The sequence below is a fragment of the Psychromonas sp. SP041 genome (genome assembly GCF_000470315.2).
Lineage (GTDB): Bacteria > Pseudomonadota > Gammaproteobacteria > Enterobacterales > Psychromonadaceae > Psychromonas.
The window spans coordinates 1-19,132 of record NZ_CBRF02000031.1 but is presented as its reverse complement, the minus strand read 5'-3'; the positions used below and the strand labels follow the sequence as shown (position 1 = coordinate 19,132).

Below are 19,132 nucleotides of genomic sequence, written 5' to 3'. Positions count from 1 at the left end.
AAAATCAGTGATTTTAGATTATTTAATCATTTATTTTCATGTAGAATTCAGCTGTTCTCCTGATAGAAAACAATTTAATTAAATATTAGTGTTGTTGTGTTTATTACGATGTTGAATGTGAAGCTTAATGAGCTATCTTTTTAATAGCGAAAAACCTCATTTTAATGATCATCAAACCAATTTATGGCACTAACGTTAAATAATTTAGACATTATTTGAACATAACAAACTCATCACCAAGTATTTATGCCTCGGTATATTTAAGCGTACTTAGATGACCATTTAATGACACGTTAAACAATTAATATAGGAATAATATGAAAATTTTTTTTAAAAAAGCATTAATTGCATTAGTTGCAGTGAGTAGTTTATTAACTGTACCTGCATTTGCTCAACAAACCGTTAAAGTCGGCATGTCTGGTCGTTACTTTCCATTCACGTTTTCTAAAAGAGATGTGCTACAAGGTTTTGAAGTCGATGTTTGGAATGAAATAGCAAAGCGTTCTGATTACAAAGTTGAATATGTAACATCAAGTTTTTCTGGTTTATTTGGCATGTTAGAAGCGGGACACATTGATACGATTGCTAACCAAATTACAATCACTGAAGCGCGTACTGCTAAATATGCATTCTCAGTACCGTATGTTATTGATGGTGTCCAAATCACCGTTCGTAAAGGACGTGATGATATTCAAGGCCTTGACGATTTAAAAGGTAAAAAAGTCGCGGTAAACTTAGGCAGTAATTTTGAACAAGTGTTAAGAAAGCATGATGTGAATAATGAAATTAACATTGTTACTTATGATACAGGTATTGAGCAAGATGTTGCTTTAGGACGTGCAGATGCATTTATCATGGATCGCGTTTCATCTGTGCAATTAATCAAAGAAGCAGGTTTACCGTTACAACTGGCTGGCCACCCATTTGAAGAAATTCAAAATGCGATGCCATTCTTAAACAAACCATCTCAATTGGTTATTCGTGATCAAGTTAATACTGCATTAGCAGCAATGCGTGCCGATGGTAAATTAGCTGAAATTTCTAACAAGTGGTTTGATACTGACATCACTCAATAATATTAATCCTTAAAGAGTCATTTTTATGCAAAGTTCTTTTGATCTTCAATACATTATTGAATTAATGCCCATTTTATTTAAATATCTTGGGGTGACAATGGAAATGGCACTTTGGGGGTTCTTATTTGCATTAATACTCGCGCTTGGTTTAGCGTTAGTGCGAGTATTTAAAATTGCTTTTATACAACACCTTGCGTCACTTTATATTTCATTTTTTCGTGGTACACCGTTATTAGTACAATTATTTTTATTGTATTACGGATTCCCACAATTTATGCCTATTTTTATAGGAATGGATGCATTTACTGCCGCTATTATTGGCCTTTCATTACATTTCTCAGCGTATATGGCGGAAAGTATTCGAGCAGCGATTCTAGGAATAGATAAGTCTCAAATGGAAGCATGTTTAAGCTTAGGTATGACGCGTTTACAAGCAATGAAGCGTGTTATTTTACCGCAAGCATCTCGTGTGGCAACGCCATCATTGATGAATTATTTTATCGATATGATTAAAAGTACTTCACTAGCCTTTACATTGGGTGTTGCTGAAATCATGGCAAAAGCGCAAATGGAAGCGGCTTCTAGCTTTAAATTCTTTGAAAGCTTCCTCGCTGTTGCAGTTATTTATTGGGTGGTTGTTATTTTCTTTACTCGCATTCAACACCTTTTAGAAAAAAGATTGAATAAGGCATATTAATCATGATCAAAGTATCCAATTTAAGTAAGAAATTTGGTGATTTAGCTGTACTGAAAGATATTAGTTTTGAAGTCGCTAAAGGTGAAATTGTTGTGATTATTGGCCCATCTGGCACAGGTAAGTCAACGTTATTACGTTGTTTAAATTACCTTGAGACGCCTACAACAGGTCAAATTCATATTGGTAATGCGACGATTGATGCAGTGTCACATAAAGTAAAAGAAGTGACGGCATTACGTCAGCAAAGTAGTTTTGTTTTTCAGAATTACTCTTTATTTGCTAATAAAACCGCCTTACAAAATGTAGCAGAAAGTCTCATTACAGTATGGAAAATACCAACACAAGAAGCGTTAGCAACAGCAAAAGCTATTTTGATCAAAGTGGGGTTAAAAGATAAACTTGATGTTTACCCTTCGCAACTTTCTGGTGGTCAACAACAACGCGTTGGTATTGCTAGAGCAATGGCAGCTAAAGGTGAGGTAATTTTATTTGATGAGCCCACTTCTGCATTAGATCCTGAATGGGTCGATGAAGTGTTAGCGGTAATGAAACAACTTGCTATTGAAAAGCAAACAATGATTGTTGTTACTCATGAAATGCAATTTGCTAAAGAAGTCGCTGACCGAGTGATCTTCATGGAAGATGGTTTCATCGTTGAACAAGGTTCTCCAAAAGAAGTGTTTGATAACCCTAAACACGAACGAACTAAAGCGTTTGTAAAAAGGGCGCTTAAACAGCATTAATATGAACATCACTCATTAATCTATAAAGCTATCTTATTCTGAGATAGCTTATTTAATCTATTTACATTCTATTTTTTATTATTTTAATTATTATTTTAATTATTATTCTATTTATTAATTTACTCACCATATAAAGGTTTTCTTATGTTTATTTTTCGTGCATTCATTTATTTAATTGCTCTGGCTGGCGTTGCTTACTTAATCGGTTTAGAAGGATATGATTTAAAAACGCTTGCTCATTACGACGAGAATACCTTAACCGAACACATGCAAGATATTTTAACACTTTCGAGTAGTCTGCTATTTTTATACGCAGCTCGCCTTGACGATAAATTAAAAGTAGCGAGTACTTTACTTGCTGCTTTATTAGCCATGATGTTTGTAAGGGAGTCTGATTCTCTATTAGACCAAAACGTATATGATGGTGCCTGGGAAACATTGGTTCTCTGTATCGGTATTGTCTTAGCTTTTTTCTTACGAGGTAAATTTTCAACGATTTATTCCTCTTTGAAAGCTTATTCTGAAACAGCTTGTTATGGCACTTTTTTAGCAGGTTTAGTGGTACTGCTTGCTTTTTCAAGAGTGATGGGAAGAGGAACTTTTTGGACATCTGTCATGGGTGAAAATTATATGCGCATTGTGAAAAATATAGTTGAAGAGGGGACAGAAACGTTAGGCTACACTTTAATTTTTATCTCCGCTATTGAGTTAGTCTTAATTTGTCGAAAGCGTCGACATACGTTAACTAACGTTTAATGAACTTATTTTTGACACTGAAGTTATTGTAAATAAACACACAATAAAGATTAAGCTTTGTTAACACTCCGCTTAATCTTTTATTGTCTAATAAATTACTTTATAAAAAATCACCCAATAACAATTTTTTATATTAATTGAACACGCTAAAAACTACTATAATCAGTCTGATTTTTATATAATAAGCCCCGTTATAAGTTTACAAAATCCCCCCAATTTTAAAGGAACTAAAATGCAAACATTAAACTCAATCGATTATGGCCCATTAGCAGGTTTAATAGGTGTTTGGTCGGGTAATAAAGGAAAAGATCTTTCTCCTGAAGCCGATGGTACAACTGAACTTAATGAGTATTATGAAACGATTGTTTTTACAGAAGCTGGTGAAACATCTAATGCTGAAGAAGAAGTATTGAGTGCAGTACAGTACACTCAAAAAGTGCAAAGAATCAGTAGCGACAAAGTCATACATCAAGAAGTAGGGTATTGGCTTTGGGAGCAAGGTACAGACAATGTAATTCATTCACTTACTATTCCACGTGGATTATGTGTATTAGCTGGCGGTAAGGTAGTGACAAAAAATGCAACAGTATTTGATGTTGAAGCCAGTTTCGATAGCGAGCAGTGGCCAATAACTCAGTCGGTTTTTCTTCAAAAGAAAGCAATGACAAAAACATTTAAACAAAAAATGACGTTATCTGGCGATAAGTTACAGTATTCACAACATATGTTATTAGAGATTTATGGTAATAGCTTTGATCATAACGATAACAGTAGCTTAAGACGTCAACCATAAAAATAAATTCGCTATAAGCGATAGAGTTCAATGTAAAGGTTCATCATAATTGTTGTTGGTCACGAATCATTTTTCTAATTCCTTATAGGTATTTTTAAAATATAGTCGAAATACTTTACGAACCTTAAATTACCTCTAATTATATATTTAAAAATACTAGTACTTACAGTTAGTTACAAAGTTGGTCTAAGAATTGCTAATGTAGTTATAAATAATGAATTTTGAATTAGAGGTATAAATGAAAAAAACACGTATCGTAGTTGCATTATTAGTCGGACTTTATTCTCAATACAGTTTAGCAGGTCCAATTGAAACACTAAGTGAATACAACCTTATTGTTTTAAATGATCTTTCATCAACAAGTGAAGTTGAAGGTAAAACATTGATAGGTGGTGATTTATCAGGAACTTCAAATTATGGCATTCGTTTACAACAAAATGATCCAACAAATGGTGATGCGTTAGTTATTGCTGGGGACTTAGTTTCAGGTTCTACCGTTAACGCTAATGGTCAAAGTGTTGTTATTGCAGGTAATAATAATGGTCAAGTTAATGCTAGCTCAGTATCAAGTGATGCTTCTGAATATGATTTTAATTTAATAAAATCAGAATTTGTTAACTTTTCAGGTTATTTATCTGAATTAGCAGTTAATTCTATATTAACAACGTCTACAAATGGTCAACCTGGACCTGCTTCATTTGAAGTTGGTTCTGATATTGATACTGATGTTGCTGTTTTTAATATTACAGCTGAAGATTTCTTCAGTAATAGTTCAATTCAACAATATGATGTTGACTTAAATGGTCAATCACCTTCAGCGATTGTTATTAACGTTTCAGGTGAAGTTATTGATGATAGTAATTTCAACGGTAATGGAGTGGGTAACATTGTTACTGATGCATTTCGTGAAAATATCATTTGGAACTTTTTTGAAGCAACAGATATCGATCTTATTAAACAATTGAATGGTAGTTTATTAGCACCTTTTGCTGATTTAAGTAATGCAACACCAATTGAAGGTTCTGTTGTAGTTAATAATTTTGATCAAGGCGGTGAAGTTCATGATGCACTTTTCGCAGGAACAATTAATTACGATGCAGCAGATGACTCTCAAGATTCAGTTGTTGATGTGCCAGCACCTTCATCGATGATTATTTTTGCTTCTGCTTTAATAGGTTTAGGTCTATGGAGACGTAAAACTGTTACAGTAAAATAAATTGTTATTTATTTTTTTATGTAATGAAGTGCGTTAATAGAAGGTTACCAAGAGGTAACCTTTTTTGTATCTATTCCAATATAAGTATTATTTGATTTATAACTTTTAATTGAAGTTAGATTATAAAAAGAGAGGTTATTAGCTTTAATTTCTCTAAGCATTAAATTATACCAATCATACTAATTAACTGATCTATTTTACTACATAAGATAATACCAAAAGAATTAATAAGGTGATCATTCTTGCTGGTTAAAATCATCCCTAACTGCGTTGTGAGTTTTGAAGTGAGTACAACTATCTCCTACAACTCACGCCTTATTAGTATTAATTTTTCCTGCGCAATATCTGATCACTTATTTAATTCCATTGGTATAACTTATTTCTTCATTGTAAATTTCGTAAAGAGAATAACCATTAAAGTATTAACATCTTTTAGTTAATTCACCGATAGTCGATTAACGCGTTTAATCTTCTAAAGGCTCAATTTACGCATTGAATTCAACTGTTTTTCCAGCGCAAAATTTAGATAACATATTTAATGTAATCGGTATTACTCGATAGCCTTGAATATGAGCAATAAAAAAGCCGCTAAGTAGGAAACTACTAGCGGCTTTTTATTTTTACTGAACAAATAGTCAGTCTTTAAAGTGTTAATGTCGACTGATTATTAAGTCAGGTAACTTACTTACTATGACGTTCTTTTAGCTTTGCAGCGACGTCTGAAAGTGCAAGACCTTCGTTCTGTAATAAAACAGTTAAGTGATATATTAAATCAGCACTTTCATTGGTTAACTCATCCATATCTTTTGCCATTGCAGCTAAAGCGACTTCAACACCTTCTTCACCTACTTTTTGAGCAATACGTTTAGTACCACGAGCATATAAACTTGCAGTATAACTACTCTTAGGATCCGCACCTTTACGGCTTTTAACTATTTGTTCTAGGTCTGCAATGAAACTCAAAGCAGGATCTTGTGCGCCCTCGAAGCAAGTTTCGTGACCTAAATGACAAGTTGGACCGATAGGATCAACAATGGCCAATAACGTATCGTTATCGCAATCACTAGTGATTTGAACAACATTTAAAAAATGACCTGACTGCTCACCTTTACACCATAAACGCTGTTTAGTACGACTAAAGAAAGTCATTTTACCAGATGTTAATGTTGCAGCTAATGACTCTTCATTAACATAACCTAACATTAACACTTTCCCTGAAGTACGGTTTTGCACAACTACTGGCATTAAATTATCTACTTTTGCCCAATCTAATGATTGTATTTGTTCTTGTTTCATTAAACTCGTCGTTACTAAATTCATAGTCGGATCTCTACCTTTTCTGTTTTAAGGTAAGATTTTAACTCACCAATATTAATTATTTGTTTGTGGAATACACTTGCAGCTAATGCACCGTCAACGTCAGCTTGATTAAAAACATCAGCGAAATGGCTCATTTCACCAGCGCCTCCTGAAGCGATTAATGGAATATTACAAATTGCACGAGCTTGGCTTAATTGTGCTATATCATACCCACAACGAACGCCATCTTGGTTCATTACATTCAAAACAACTTCACCAGCACCGCGTGATTGAACTTCTTTTATCCAATCAAAGGTATTCCATTTAGTGGTTACCGTCGCTTTTTCATTACCGGTGAATTGTTTTACTTGGTGTTGACCCGTTTCTTCATCGAAGTATGAATCAATACCAATAACAATACATTGTGTACCAAATTTTTCTGCTAAGCGATTAATTAAACTTGGATCAGCCAGAGCAGGGCTGTTGATTGACACTTTATCGGCACCAAATTCAAGAATACGTTTGGCATCTTCTTCGGTTTTTATTCCACCTGCAACACAAAATGGAATATCAATAACTTCAGCTACACGACTCACCCAACTTTTATCAACTACGCGATCATCTGAACTGGCAGTAATATCGTAAAATACTAACTCGTCTGCGCCTTCTTCAGCATAACGTTTAGCAAGCGGCACAATATCACCTACGATTTCATGATTGCGAAATTGTACACCTTTTACAACTTGCCCATCTTTTACATCTAAACAAGGGATAATACGTTTTGCTAACATAAAGCCTCGCTATCTTGTGAACTTGTATTTTTAAACATTTCGTAGGCCTTAAAGTTATTTACTGATGCTTTTATAAAATAAGCATAAGTGACTGTAAAGATTATTAATTAATTATAAGCACATTATATATTTAATACGGACCAGTTTGTAGGCTTTAATCTTATAAAAAATAATTTTTTAATCACTCTATATAAAGATTTTAATTAATGATAAATCAACTTAGATAAGCTTTGGTTGGACTTAACCTCGTATTTTTAGTGTTTTAACCTGACTATTATGTAGATATCTAACCTTTAGCAATGAAATGATAGGAATAAAATTATTTATTGATATTCATTTCTATTTACAGATCTAAAAGCAGTTTAAGAACGTATTTATACCTGTACCAATAACCGTCATGGAGAGATATAGAATGTTAATGAATATGTTGGGGTTTAATTTAGCGTGGTTTGGGCTTATTTATTGGGGAAACGCTTTTATCCCTGTTGCTATTTCAATGATCGCTTTTCATCTGATTAAATTATCTCACATAAAAAATGAAGCTCGATTAGTGTTATTGATAACGGTCATCGGAAGTTCAATTGATTCGTTATTACATTTCTTTATGTTTTTTATGTTCCCGGATTCTACATTTATGCCTTTTTGGTTAGTTATCCTATGGGCTTGTTTTGCTTGTACCGTTTGCCACAGTTTAACATTTTTAAGTTCATCCAAGGTGTTACAAATAACAATTGGCGCGATATTCGCTCCTTTAAGCTATATCGCAGGAGAAAGGTTAGAGGCTGTTAGTTTTGGTTATCCATTACTGACGACTTATTTGATTCTTGCTGCCATTTGGGGTGGGTTGTTCATCTTATTTTTCTTTTTAAAGTCAGTAATGACGAAGACAAGGTTAGTGCATGCATAAGTTTATTAAGTATCCAATATATTGGGATCTATCTTCATTAAAAGATTCACTGGTATTGATGACAAAAATCATCCTGCTAGCGCTGCTTTTTACAGTGTTTCTTAAAAACAGTGCATTTGCAGATGAGATGGTCGAATCAGGAAAATGGGGGAATACATTAGATGAAGTTGAGAAAGAACAACCTGTAAAACAAATAGGTAAAGCGGTATTTTCAGTTTTTATTTGGGATGTATATGAAAGTGAGTTGTCAACGTCTTCTGGGCAGTACCCTGAAATATCAAAGAATGGCACATTAATTTATAAAATTAATTATTTAAGAAGCATTTCGTCGAAAGAGTTAATACAACGTACGATAGAGCAGTGGCAACATCTTGGTATTAAAGAAGATGTTTATAATGCTTTCACTCCCAAACTTAAGCAAATTTGGCCTGATGTAAAATCAGGCGATAACTTAACGCTTGTTGTTGAACAAAACAGAAGTGCCTTTTATTTTAATGATCAATTTGCGGGCAGTATCGACGACGCGGATTTTGCGCCTTTGTTTTTAGATATCTGGTTATCAGAAAACACTAGTGAGCCTAAATTAAGAACAACATTATTAGGCAATTAATAACATACATACTGATACCAATCTAAGTAATTATCTAATCATTTATTTATTCAGATTGGTATGATATTGACACATCGTAGGGAATCATCATGATTAAATATAAATACACATCTTTAACAGTCGCCGCATGTTTATTGATATCTAGCTGTTCAGCAAACTTAACTGATTATCAACCACAGGCTAATAATTTTGATATTAAAGAATATTTTAATGGCCCTGTAACCGCGTGGGGAACTATTCAAGATAGTAACAATAAAGTGACAAGACGATTCTGTGTTGAACTTGACGGAAAGTGGGATGGCAATAATGGAGTATTGGCTGAAAAATTTTATTTTAATGACGGTGAAATAAGCTATCGAAATTGGAATCTTGTTAAACAAGAGGATGGAAGTTATAGAGGAACAGCTGAAGATGTTATTGGAACTGCTATTGGTAAGCACCAAGGTTTTTCATTTCAATTTAACTATACATTAAGACTTCTTGTCGACGGCACAACTTATGATGTGAGTATGGATGATTGGATGTATCAAATTGATCAATATCGAGTAATGAATAAAACCGCTATTTCTAAATTTGGATTTAACGTTGCTAACGTTACTTTGTTTTTCGATAAAGAATCGCCTGTTAAAACATGTGTATCCAATATTTAAGTGAATAGCTTTAAGAATACCCGAAGATGAAACAGTTGAAACTGAATTAAAGTCTGCTCGAGCTATTTGAACTTTATTACTCAATGCGACGTATATAACAATGTATATAACGATGACCATACACATACATCACAAACTGAGTATGTATGGTAGACCCTATATAAAAGAAGCGATACCAAGAACAGATATAAAAATAAAGCTGACACTCGACGTAACAAAAAATAAGAGGGGCCATAATGACCAACAAAACTAATAATCTTCCCATATTCCCACTAGATATCTTTTTATTACCAGGTGGTATTACACGCTTAAGGATTTTTGAAGCTAAGTATTTAAAAATGGTTGGTTTATCTTCTACGTTGGGCGGTTTTATTATTTCATCTAATAAAAAAAATCATGGTGATTCATCACGTTGGGGTAGTTGGGTTGAAATAGTTAATTTTGATAACGGCGAAGATGGTGTTTTAGAAATTGATGTTAAATGTAAATCACTAGTTCATTTGTCTATTACTGAATCAGATATAGATAATTTACAGTTTGCAGATGTAAATGAAATAAGCCATTGGTCTGAGAAAAACTCAACTTCAGATCTGATTTTATTATCAGAGTCATTATTATCTGTATTTGAAAATAATGTACTATTAAATAATTTATATCCGAATAAGTTAACAAGTAATCCATATTGGGTCGTATCTAGATGGTTAGAGTTGTTACCAATTCCTTTTGATGTGAAAAATGACTTTGTATTTAATTCTTCTTATATAGAAGCTAAAAAACTTGTTAAGTCAATTATTTCTAAAGAAATATAAAATTATTAAATTATTTTAATAATTATCTATCCATAAGTGATCTCATCAGATTTTGTTTGCGTATTAGTATCCAGAGTCCAAATTTGGGAATAAATTATGGTAGTTATACAAACTGAATTGCCAACACGAGTTAGTCATGCTAAATCTAACAACATGACAGATAAAATAGACCACACTCAACTTAGTGCATGGCTTAAAGAAGTTGCAGATGCAAGATGTAAAATTGCATTCACTCACTTATTTAAGTTCTTTGCCCCAAAAATACAACGTATCGCACGTAGTAAATTTCCCAATGAAGCGCAATCTCATGAGGTCGTTCAAGAGACCATGAGTAACGTATGGCGTAAAGCTCATTTGTTTGATTCAGACAAAGGTGCAGCGACAACATGGGTTTATACCGTAATGCGTAACGTTACCTTTGACATACTACGTAAAATTAAAAGTAATAAAGAAGATAATTTAAGTGATGATATTTGGCCAATTGCAGAGAATGCAGTGTCTGAAGAACAGCCTTATGAAGATCATCTTGAAAATAAACAATTATTACGCGTTATTGATGCGTTACCAGAAACTCAACAAGAAGTTGTAAAAGGCTTTTATCTGATGGAAATGTCACAGGAACAATTGGCTAACCATCTTAATTTACCACTAGGCACAATTAAATCTAGATTACGTTTGGCGTTAGCTAAATTGAAAGTGCACTTAGGAGAAGATAATGATTAAACATCATCCTAAATTTGAGTTAATTGAAGCGTTTGTTAATGGTGATTTACCAGCTTCATTATCTATAGCAATTACAATTCACGCTGAGATGTGCCCACTTTGCCAACAAAAAATTGCACAATTAACAGAACAAGTTGCAGAACAAAGTTTCGAAGAAGATGCGGTTAGTTTAGATGATTTAGTTGACTTTAACTACTCAGAAGCGACTGTCGATGATGGCTTAGATGATGCATTTTTTGACTCAATGATAAGTAATATTACATTCTCTGAAGCGTTAGACGAAGTGGCAAAACCCGTTGATAGAAGCATCACATTTAAAGACAAAACTTATGTACTACCAACTGTTTTAAATAATGTAGGTTTTGGTAAAACGGCAAATGTAGGTAAATTGTCTCGTTCTCGTTTACAGTTGAATGAAGATGAAATTCATTCGAATTTGCTTCACATCAATGCTGGAGGTGGCGTTCCGGCGCACACTCATAAAGGTTTTGAGTTAACGGTGTTATTAGACGGGTCATTTAAAGATCATAAAGGTGAATATCACAAGGGCGATTTCATCATGCTTGATGGCACTTTCACTCACACGCCAATGTCTGAAAAAGGCTGCTTATGCTACACAGTTGCTAATGATGCACTACACTTTACTCAAGGAATTAATAAACTATTAAATCCTATTGGTAATTTTATTTATTAATTGATTAAACGTTTATCTATTGATCGGCAGCTGTTTATTTATTCAAGGGAGCGAATAATGATTTATTCGGTAAAAAAAGAAGATATTAAAATTGGTATTAGTGCTTGTTTAATTGGACAAAAAGTCAGATTTGATTCAAGCAATAAACCTTCTAGATTCTGTATAGATGAATTAGGTGAACATGTTGAGTACGAATCTTTTTGCCCTGAAGTTGCGATAGGTTTACCAATACCCCGTCCAACTATACGCTTAATAAAAAAAGATGACTTAATTACTGTTGCAAGACCTGATGGAAGTGGTGATGTAACAGAAGCCTTACATGCTTATGGTAAAAAAGTAGCAGCAATGACTAAACATTTAAGTGGTTATGTTTTTTGTGCTAAAAGTCCAAGTTGCGGTATGGAACGGGTTAAGGTTTATTCACCTGAGGGTAATTCTTTAACATCAGAAGGAATAGGCGCTTTTGCTAAAGAAATAATGGAAGCTAACCCTTTGTTGCCATGTGAAGAAAATGGACGTCTAAATGATATGCATATTCGTGAAAATTTTGTAGCGCGTATTTATGCTTACAAACATTGGCAAAATATAAGTGAAACTGGTTTAACAAAACATAAACTAACTACCTTTCATAGTCATTATAAATACACGGTAATGAGCCATAATTTAGTTGCTTACAAAAAGTTAGGGCAGTTATTAGCAGATGTTGATTTACCATTAGCAGAAAAAGCATCGCAGTATATTTCTGGTTTAATGGAGGCACTTAAAATTCCGGCTACACGTAAAAACCATGTTAATACGTTAACCCATATTCAAGGGTACTTTTCTAAACATTTGGTTGCAGCTCAGCGTAAAGAGTTGTGTGAGCAAATTGATGGTTATCGTCTTGGGCTATTGCCTTTAATTGCCCCATTGACCTTAATAAATCATTATTTGATGCAGTATCCAAAAGACTACTTAAAAGGACAATCTTACTTATCGCCTTATCCTGATGAGTTAAGACTGAGATATGCTTATTAATACTGATAATTAATACTTAATTTGCAAACGCGACTTAATATTGAGTCGCGTTTGTTTAATAAAAAGCGAAAGGAAATATTTTAACCTTATGACACAATTACTTTGGTTTCGTAATGATTTAAGAACAAACGATAATCCTGCCTTACAATTTTTTATCAATCAATCTACCTCAGAAAAACCGGCTAAAGCTATATTCTTTATATCAGAACCTCAATGGATAGATCATGATTGGTCTGCTATAAAAATAGATTTTGTCAAACGCCATGCTCAAGCTTTGGTCGATGAATTAGCAGCATTAAATATTGAGTTCTCTATTGTCGAGGTCGATGATTTCACCGCGCAAATTGACTATCTAAAATCATATTGTGAACAACATGATATAAGTAGCGTAATAGCAAATAGCGAGCTTGAATATAACGAAGTCCAACGTGATCGTACGTGTCTAGAACAGGGTATTCCTTTAACATTGTTTGAAGCTGATGTGATTGTACCGAAAGGTAAGATAGTTAATCAGTCAGGCAAAATGTATAAGGTATTTACACCTTTTAAGAAAGCTTGGTTAACTTATATTCGTGAATTTGGCTTTAATTATCTGGGTAATATAGAACCAATTAATACCACTACTTCAGATGAGTCAAAGAAAACAACTCAATCAGACTCACTTTCGAGTAAATGGCCTTTAGTTAATGTAGTGATGGATAAAGCAATACCACAATTTTATCGAGATAAAGTCACTCATTATAAAACGGTACGTGATATTCCTTCGATTAAAGGCACCAGTGGCTTTTCTCCTTATCTCGCCGCGGGTGTATTAAGTCCAGGTTATATTTTCAATACGTTACTTAATAAATTTCCCGACATTTTAATCTCTAGTGATAGTGAAGAGTTTTGTTGGTTAAATGAAATTATATGGCGTGAATTTTATCGCCATTTAATGTTCGACCAACCTCGATTATGTAAACATCAATGCTTTAATGAAAAGTATCATCAAGCGATGTGGCCTTATGATGAAAAGCTTTTTACTGCATGGTGTGAAGGCAAGACAGGGTATCCATTAGTAGATGCTGCAATGAGACAACTTAACCTAACTGGATGGATGCATAATCGATTACGTATGGTCGTTGCTAGCTTTTTAACAAAGCATCTTTTAATAGATTGGCGCTTAGGTGAGAAGTATTTTATGCAGCATTTAATTGATGGTGATTTAGCCTCAAATAATGGTGGTTGGCAGTGGGCTTCAAGTACCGGTTGTGATGCTCAACCTTACTTTAGAATCTTTAATCCCATTACCCAGAGCGAAAGATTTGATCCTAAAGGGACTTTTATCCGTAAATATATACCGGAGCTAAGTAAAATATCTGACAAACAAATTCACTTTCCACATAAATATATTAAGCAACAACACTTATCTGTTTATTGGCCTGCGATTGTTGATCACAAAGAAGCCAGATTAAATGCTTTAGCTTTTTATAAATAGGCGTTTGACACTAAAATATTAATTAAGTCCGTTGTTAATGATTATATCGATAGTGTCACTTTTAGTTTCTCACTGTATATGGCAGGCAATATGAATAATGAATCTTTACATGATAAGTCACCTGATTGGTTAAATGAGTTTAATTCGGTATATCAAAAACTCAACATTAATAATTTAGACTTACTAGACTCCATTTATCATCAGGAAGTGACTTTTATTGATCCTATTCATGAAATAAATGGGCTAGCTGACCTGCAACAATACTTTCAAGGTTTGTACCAGAACCTTAATAGTTGTCAGTTTATTATCAGTAATGTTATTGCTCAACCAGATCAAGCGGCCATATATTGGGAGATGATTTATCAGCACCCTAAACTTAATAAAGGTAATGAAGTTTCTGTGTTTGGCAGCTCTCATTTACGCTCTAAAGACGGAAAGGTGATTTATCATCGTGATTTTTTAGATTTAGGCTCTATGCTATATGAGCAACTACCTGTCTTAGGGAAAGTGATTCGTTTAGTTAAAAGTAAGGCGGCTAAATAATGTCTAATAAAACTATTTTAATTACAGGGGCAACGTCTGGTATTGGTTATTCTTTGTTTGAACAGTATAGCGAACAGGGAGAACAAGTCATTGCTTGTGGAAGAAATCAACAACAGCTCTCTTCGATGGGTGATGTCGCTTTTAAAACCTGTTGCTTTGATATTACAGACCAACAAGCCATTGAAGAAGCCTCAAGAACTATAGAATCATTAGATGTGTTAATTTTAAATGCAGGTAACTGCCGGTATATTGATGATGCCAAACATTTTGATGGTGAGCTATTTGCTGATGTTATTCAAACTAATTTAATTTCACTAGGGTGGTTGTTGCAATATCTTTTACCTAAAGTAAAAAAGGGAGGACAAGTCGTGTTTGTTAGTTCAAGCGCAACATTGTTACCTTTTCAAAGAAGTGAAGCCTACGGGGCCTCTAAAGCTGGTGTCGATTATTTAGCAAAAAGTTTAAAATTAGATTTAATAAAAGAAGAAATTGATGTCACATTAATCCATCCTGGATTCATCAAAACACCTCTTACAGACAAAAATGATTTCTCAATGCCATTCTTACTGTCTAGTGATGAAGCTGCTTCTCGTATTATAACGGCCATTGAAAAACGAAAATCATACGCACACTTTCCCAAACGTTTAACCTTACTACTAAAAGCTATCTCATTATTGCCTGATTTTGTTTGGCAGAAAATTATCGTAAAGGATTAACTTTCATGAAAAATATCGCAATTATTGGTTCGGGCATCTCTGGTCTTACATCTGCTTATTTATTATCTAAAAAACATAATGTTACCGTATTCGAAAAGAATAATTATATTGGAGGGCATACTGCCACTGTCGATATAGAAAAAGATGGAATACCTTACGCAATTGATACCGGTTTTATTGTCTTCAATGATAAAACATACCCTAATTACTTAGCATTACTCGATGAAATCGGCATTGGTAAAAAAGCGACTGAGATGAGTTTTTCAGTCCACAATTGCCACACTGGTTTGGAATATAATGGGCATAACCTAAATACATTGTTCGCACAAAGAAGAAACTTACTTAATCCTAAATTTTGGTTATTGGTCAAAGAAATTTTACGATTCAATAAATTGTGTAAAAGTATTTTTGAAGCTAACGTTTATTTACCTGGATTAACGCTAGGTGAGTTTTTAACTGAGCATAAATTCAGTGATTTCTTTGCTGAACATTATATTTTACCAATGGGCGCTGCTATTTGGTCTAGTTCATTAGAGCAGATGGAAGAGTTTGAATTTAGATTTTTTGTTCAATTTTTCCATCATCATGGATTATTGAATATTGCTGATAGGCCTCAATGGTATGTTATCCCAAATGGTTCAAGAAGTTACTTAGCACCATTATGTGAACCCTTTAAAAATAATATTCATCTTAATGCTAATATTTTGGGTATCACGCGAAATGATAATAAAGTCCACATTCATTTTGATAATCCCGATGATAAACAAACATTTGATGAAGTGGTTATTGCCTGTCATTCTGATCAAGCGTTGGCGCTATTAAGTGATGCTACGGAAGATGAAGAGGCGTTGCTTTCAGATATGCCTTATAGTGAGAACTCTGTGATTCTGCATACTGATGTTAGTTTATTGCCAGACAGAGAAACCGCTTGGGCAAGTTGGAATTATCAATTGAGTCAAGATCGCTCTAAACCTGCCAGTGTTACCTACAATATGAATATTCTACAGGGGTTTTATAGCGACCATACTTTTTGCGTTACATTGAATCAGAAGCAAGATATTGATCCAGATAAAATATTGAAAGAATATAATTATCATCATCCAATTTTCTCTTCAGCATCTATCAGAGCACAACAACAACGAGATCTTATTTGCGGAAAACAGCATACACATTTTGCCGGTGCATATTGGCATAGTGGTTTTCATGAGGACGGAGTAAGAAGTGCTGTTGAAGTAGCGCAGCGATTCGATTGTTTTCTTGATGCATTTGCGAGTAAATAGCTGTCATGCCTTCTGTTAAATCAACCACTACAGTATTTGGTCAAAGTAATATTTACGTGGGTAACGTTGTCCATAAACGGTTTTTGCCTAAAACTCATCGCTTTAACACGACTTTATTTATGTTGGCGTTAGATGTTGATGAGGTTGAACAGGCAGATAAGGGACAAGGGGTGTTCGGTTTTTCTTGGTATCACCCATTGCGTTTTGTTGAGAAAGATTACCTAAGAAGTGAACCTAACTCATTATCACAGCGTATAAAAGATAAAGTTAATCTGCTGAATGGTTTTCCTGATATTGAAAGAATATTGATGTTAGTTCAGGTCAGGTGTTTTGGCATTTATTTCAGCCCAGCTAACTTTTATTTTTGTTATGACAAAGATAACAATTGTACGCAAATGTTAGCAGAAGTAAGCAATACACCTTGGAATGAACGTCATTATTATTTAGTCGATTTATTAGAACAAGATAAACCTAAAACAAGTAAGAAGGTTTTTCAGGTATCACCTTTTATGGATCTTGATATGAGCTACATCTGGCATATCAAGGCACCTGAGGTGAATAGCGATAAATTATTAGTGAAAATAGAAAACAAGCGAACTAATGAAGAAGATGGCGAGATTACTAAGCTATTTGAAGCCAGTTTAATCTTAAAGAAAAAAGCATTCAGTAAACGAAATTTATTTCATATTTGGGCTCAAATTCCAATTATGACAGGAAAGATAGTTATCGGTATTTATTGGCAAGCATTAAAGCTATTTATTAAAAAAATACCTTTTATCGGCTATCAAAAAATTAATTAAAGCTTTATAAAGTTTACATTCTAGGAGAATTCAATGGAAGAAATACAAAATGTTACAGCAGTAGAAACAACAACTTGGTTTGACAAACGCTGTCGTTCATTAGTCCATTCTGTATTTTTAAAACTGAGTTATGGCCAGTTAGAGGTTGTTGAAGGTTCTGAGCATCTTTTTTTTCCAGAAAATACATTACAAGATGCAGATGATAGTACGCTCAAGGCAAAAATACATATCCATGATATGAGCCTATATCGTGATTTTGTTAAAGGGGGAAGCATTGGTGTCGCAGAAGCATTCATTGCAGGAAAGTGGAGTAGCCCTAACTTAACACATGTGATCCGAATTTTTGCTAAAGCACAGCAGCAAACGGATAAATTAGATTCAAATAGATCATTACTTAATAAAATTAAGAATGCAATTAGTCACTGGCAGAACCGTAATACACAATCGGGTTCAAAGCGTAATATACTGGCGCATTATGATCTCGGTAATGAACTTTACACTCGATTTCTTGATCCTCAAATGATGTATTCTTCGGCTATCTATCCTTCTGAAACAACGTCGTTAGAATACGCACAGTTATATAAACTTAAAACTATTTGCGACAGATTAGCATTAACAAAAGACGACCACTTATTAGAAATAGGAACAGGTTGGGGTGGCTTAGCTATTTATGCGGCTCAGCATTATGGCTGTAAAGTCACAACCACAACTATCTCTGATGCACAATTCGATTATGCTCAACAACAAGTTAAAGCGTTAAAATTAGAAGAAAATATTACTTTATTGAAAAAAGACTATCGAGATTTAACTGGGACTTTTGACAAAGTCGTCTCAATTGAAATGATTGAAGCCGTTGGGTATGAATTTTTACCAAGCTTTTTTGAACAATGTAATGCACGTTTAAAAGACGGTGGTAAGTTACTTATCCAGTCTATTACTATCGCAGACCAACGCTTTAATCACTATAAAAATAATGTTGATTTTATACAGCGTTATATATTTCCTGGTGGTTTTTTACCGTCGGTAAATATTCTGTCTCAACAGTTAACAACAAGTAGTGACTTAGTGATAGAAGGTTTGCACGATATCGGTTTAGACTACGCTAAGACTTTAGCCGATTGGCGCACTAACTTCCTTGCTTCTTGGAGTGAGTTAACACAACATGGTTACGATGAAGAGTTTAAACGACTTTGGTTATATTACTTCGCTTATTGTGAAGGTGCTTTTTTAGAACGTTCTATAAGTACGGTTCATTTAGTAGCAAGAAAATAACGTTAATTGGGCATAATAAAGTAGCCATAAAAAGCCGAATATTGATTCTAATGCCGATCGGTTAAGGATCTAAGAAGAAAACTTGAACGATCTTGCAGATAGAACATAATCCCCACTCTTATTTAAGGTTGGGGATTTTTTTTTGTTTAATCAAGAAATGGAATTGGTGTATGAATCATTTGAAAATAAAGATGCTTACGACAATGTATTAACAGCGATTGATTCTAAATGGATTGAAGAAGCATTATTTTGTACTCAAAAAG

The 19,132-nt window shown here is 33.9% G+C and carries 21 protein-coding genes; 19 read left to right on the top strand and 2 right to left on the bottom strand.

The window, feature by feature from the left end; genetic code table 11:
* Positions 1-317: 317 nt before the first annotated feature.
* The 6 genes from SP041_RS15635 to SP041_RS15610 all read left to right on the top strand — a co-directional run bounded on the left by SP041_RS15635 (position 318) and on the right by SP041_RS15610 (position 5,281).
* Positions 318-1,076, top strand: coding sequence for an amino acid ABC transporter substrate-binding protein (locus SP041_RS15635; protein ID WP_025563409.1), 759 nt, complete (start codon positions 318-320; stop codon positions 1,074-1,076).
* A gap of 25 nt (positions 1,077-1,101) precedes the next feature.
* A complete protein-coding gene (locus SP041_RS15630) occupies positions 1,102-1,773 on the top strand; it encodes an amino acid ABC transporter permease (RefSeq protein WP_025563408.1) in 672 nt (223 codons plus the stop codon).
* A gap of 2 nt (positions 1,774-1,775) precedes the next feature.
* Positions 1,776-2,516, top strand: coding sequence for an amino acid ABC transporter ATP-binding protein (locus tag SP041_RS15625; RefSeq protein ID WP_025563407.1), 741 nt, complete (start codon positions 1,776-1,778; stop codon positions 2,514-2,516).
* Positions 2,517-2,660: 144 nt separating this feature from the next.
* On the top strand, positions 2,661-3,272 hold the full coding sequence (locus SP041_RS15620) for a hypothetical protein (RefSeq protein ID WP_025563406.1): 612 nt from the start codon (positions 2,661-2,663) through the stop codon (positions 3,270-3,272).
* Positions 3,273-3,504: 232 nt separating this feature from the next.
* On the top strand, positions 3,505-4,065 hold the full coding sequence (locus SP041_RS15615) for a heme-binding beta-barrel domain-containing protein (RefSeq protein WP_025563405.1): 561 nt from the start codon (positions 3,505-3,507) through the stop codon (positions 4,063-4,065).
* A gap of 238 nt (positions 4,066-4,303) precedes the next feature.
* Positions 4,304-5,281, top strand: a complete 978-nt coding sequence (locus tag SP041_RS15610; protein ID WP_025563404.1) for a collagen-binding domain-containing protein — start codon at positions 4,304-4,306, stop codon at positions 5,279-5,281.
* Between the two features lie 681 nt (positions 5,282-5,962).
* Here SP041_RS15610 and hisIE read toward each other — a convergent pair.
* Together hisIE and hisF are read right to left on the bottom strand one after the other, a co-directional pair.
* On the bottom strand, positions 5,963-6,601 hold the full coding sequence (gene hisIE / locus SP041_RS15605; protein ID WP_025565566.1) for a bifunctional phosphoribosyl-AMP cyclohydrolase/phosphoribosyl-ATP diphosphatase HisIE: 639 nt from the start codon (positions 6,599-6,601) through the stop codon (positions 5,963-5,965).
* Complete coding sequence (gene hisF, locus SP041_RS15600) at positions 6,598-7,371, bottom strand: imidazole glycerol phosphate synthase subunit HisF (RefSeq protein ID WP_025565565.1); 774 nt, start codon at positions 7,369-7,371, stop codon at positions 6,598-6,600. Before hisF ends, hisIE begins: the two co-directional genes overlap by 4 nt.
* Before the next feature lie 412 nt (positions 7,372-7,783).
* Here hisF and SP041_RS15595 point away from each other — a divergent pair, with 412 nt between their 5' ends.
* The 13 genes from SP041_RS15595 (at position 7,784) to SP041_RS15535 (ending at position 18,869) form a co-directional block, all read left to right on the top strand.
* Positions 7,784-8,278 carry a DUF2878 domain-containing protein gene (locus SP041_RS15595; RefSeq protein WP_025565564.1) on the top strand — a complete coding sequence of 165 codons (495 nt, stop codon included), beginning with the start codon at positions 7,784-7,786 and terminating at the stop codon, positions 8,276-8,278.
* On the top strand, positions 8,271-8,888 hold the full coding sequence (locus SP041_RS15590) for a chalcone isomerase family protein (protein WP_025565563.1): 618 nt from the start codon (positions 8,271-8,273) through the stop codon (positions 8,886-8,888). The genes SP041_RS15595 and SP041_RS15590 overlap by 8 nt, the downstream gene beginning before the upstream one ends.
* An 89-nt stretch (positions 8,889-8,977) precedes the next feature.
* Entirely contained in the window at positions 8,978-9,538 is a 561-nt protein-coding gene (locus SP041_RS15585; protein WP_025565562.1) for a DUF3833 domain-containing protein, read from the top strand.
* A gap of 236 nt (positions 9,539-9,774) precedes the next feature.
* Entirely contained in the window at positions 9,775-10,347 is a 573-nt protein-coding gene (locus SP041_RS15580) for an LON peptidase substrate-binding domain-containing protein (protein WP_025565561.1), read from the top strand.
* Between the two features lie 96 nt (positions 10,348-10,443).
* Positions 10,444-11,070 (top strand): sigma-70 family RNA polymerase sigma factor, encoded by a 627-nt coding sequence (locus SP041_RS15575; protein ID WP_240791482.1) that lies wholly within the window; start codon positions 10,444-10,446, stop codon positions 11,068-11,070.
* On the top strand, positions 11,063-11,764 hold the full coding sequence (locus tag SP041_RS15570; RefSeq protein WP_025565558.1) for a ChrR family anti-sigma-E factor: 702 nt from the start codon (positions 11,063-11,065) through the stop codon (positions 11,762-11,764). The genes SP041_RS15575 and SP041_RS15570 overlap by 8 nt, the downstream gene beginning before the upstream one ends.
* Positions 11,765-11,821: 57 nt before the next feature.
* Positions 11,822-12,781 carry a DUF523 and DUF1722 domain-containing protein gene (locus SP041_RS15565; RefSeq protein WP_025565557.1) on the top strand — a complete coding sequence of 320 codons (960 nt, stop codon included), beginning with the start codon at positions 11,822-11,824 and terminating at the stop codon, positions 12,779-12,781.
* 88 nt (positions 12,782-12,869) lie between these two features.
* Positions 12,870-14,258: a deoxyribodipyrimidine photo-lyase gene (phrB, locus tag SP041_RS15560; RefSeq protein ID WP_025565556.1), complete on the top strand. Its 1,389-nt coding sequence runs from the start codon at positions 12,870-12,872 to the stop codon at positions 14,256-14,258.
* Between the two features lie 90 nt (positions 14,259-14,348).
* Entirely contained in the window at positions 14,349-14,801 is a 453-nt protein-coding gene (locus SP041_RS15555; protein WP_025565555.1) for a nuclear transport factor 2 family protein, read from the top strand.
* Positions 14,801-15,517 carry an SDR family NAD(P)-dependent oxidoreductase gene (locus SP041_RS15550; protein ID WP_037049942.1) on the top strand — a complete coding sequence of 239 codons (717 nt, stop codon included), beginning with the start codon at positions 14,801-14,803 and terminating at the stop codon, positions 15,515-15,517. Before SP041_RS15555 ends, SP041_RS15550 begins: the two co-directional genes overlap by 1 nt.
* A gap of 5 nt (positions 15,518-15,522) precedes the next feature.
* Positions 15,523-16,797, top strand: coding sequence for an FAD-dependent oxidoreductase (locus SP041_RS15545; protein ID WP_025565552.1), 1,275 nt, complete (start codon positions 15,523-15,525; stop codon positions 16,795-16,797).
* Positions 16,798-16,802: 5 nt separating this feature from the next.
* Positions 16,803-17,597 carry a DUF1365 domain-containing protein gene (locus tag SP041_RS15540; RefSeq protein WP_025565550.1) on the top strand — a complete coding sequence of 265 codons (795 nt, stop codon included), beginning with the start codon at positions 16,803-16,805 and terminating at the stop codon, positions 17,595-17,597.
* A 33-nt stretch (positions 17,598-17,630) separates the two neighbouring features.
* Positions 17,631-18,869, top strand: a complete 1,239-nt coding sequence (locus SP041_RS15535; RefSeq protein WP_025565549.1) for a cyclopropane-fatty-acyl-phospholipid synthase family protein — start codon at positions 17,631-17,633, stop codon at positions 18,867-18,869.
* Positions 18,870-19,132 lie beyond the last annotated feature (263 nt).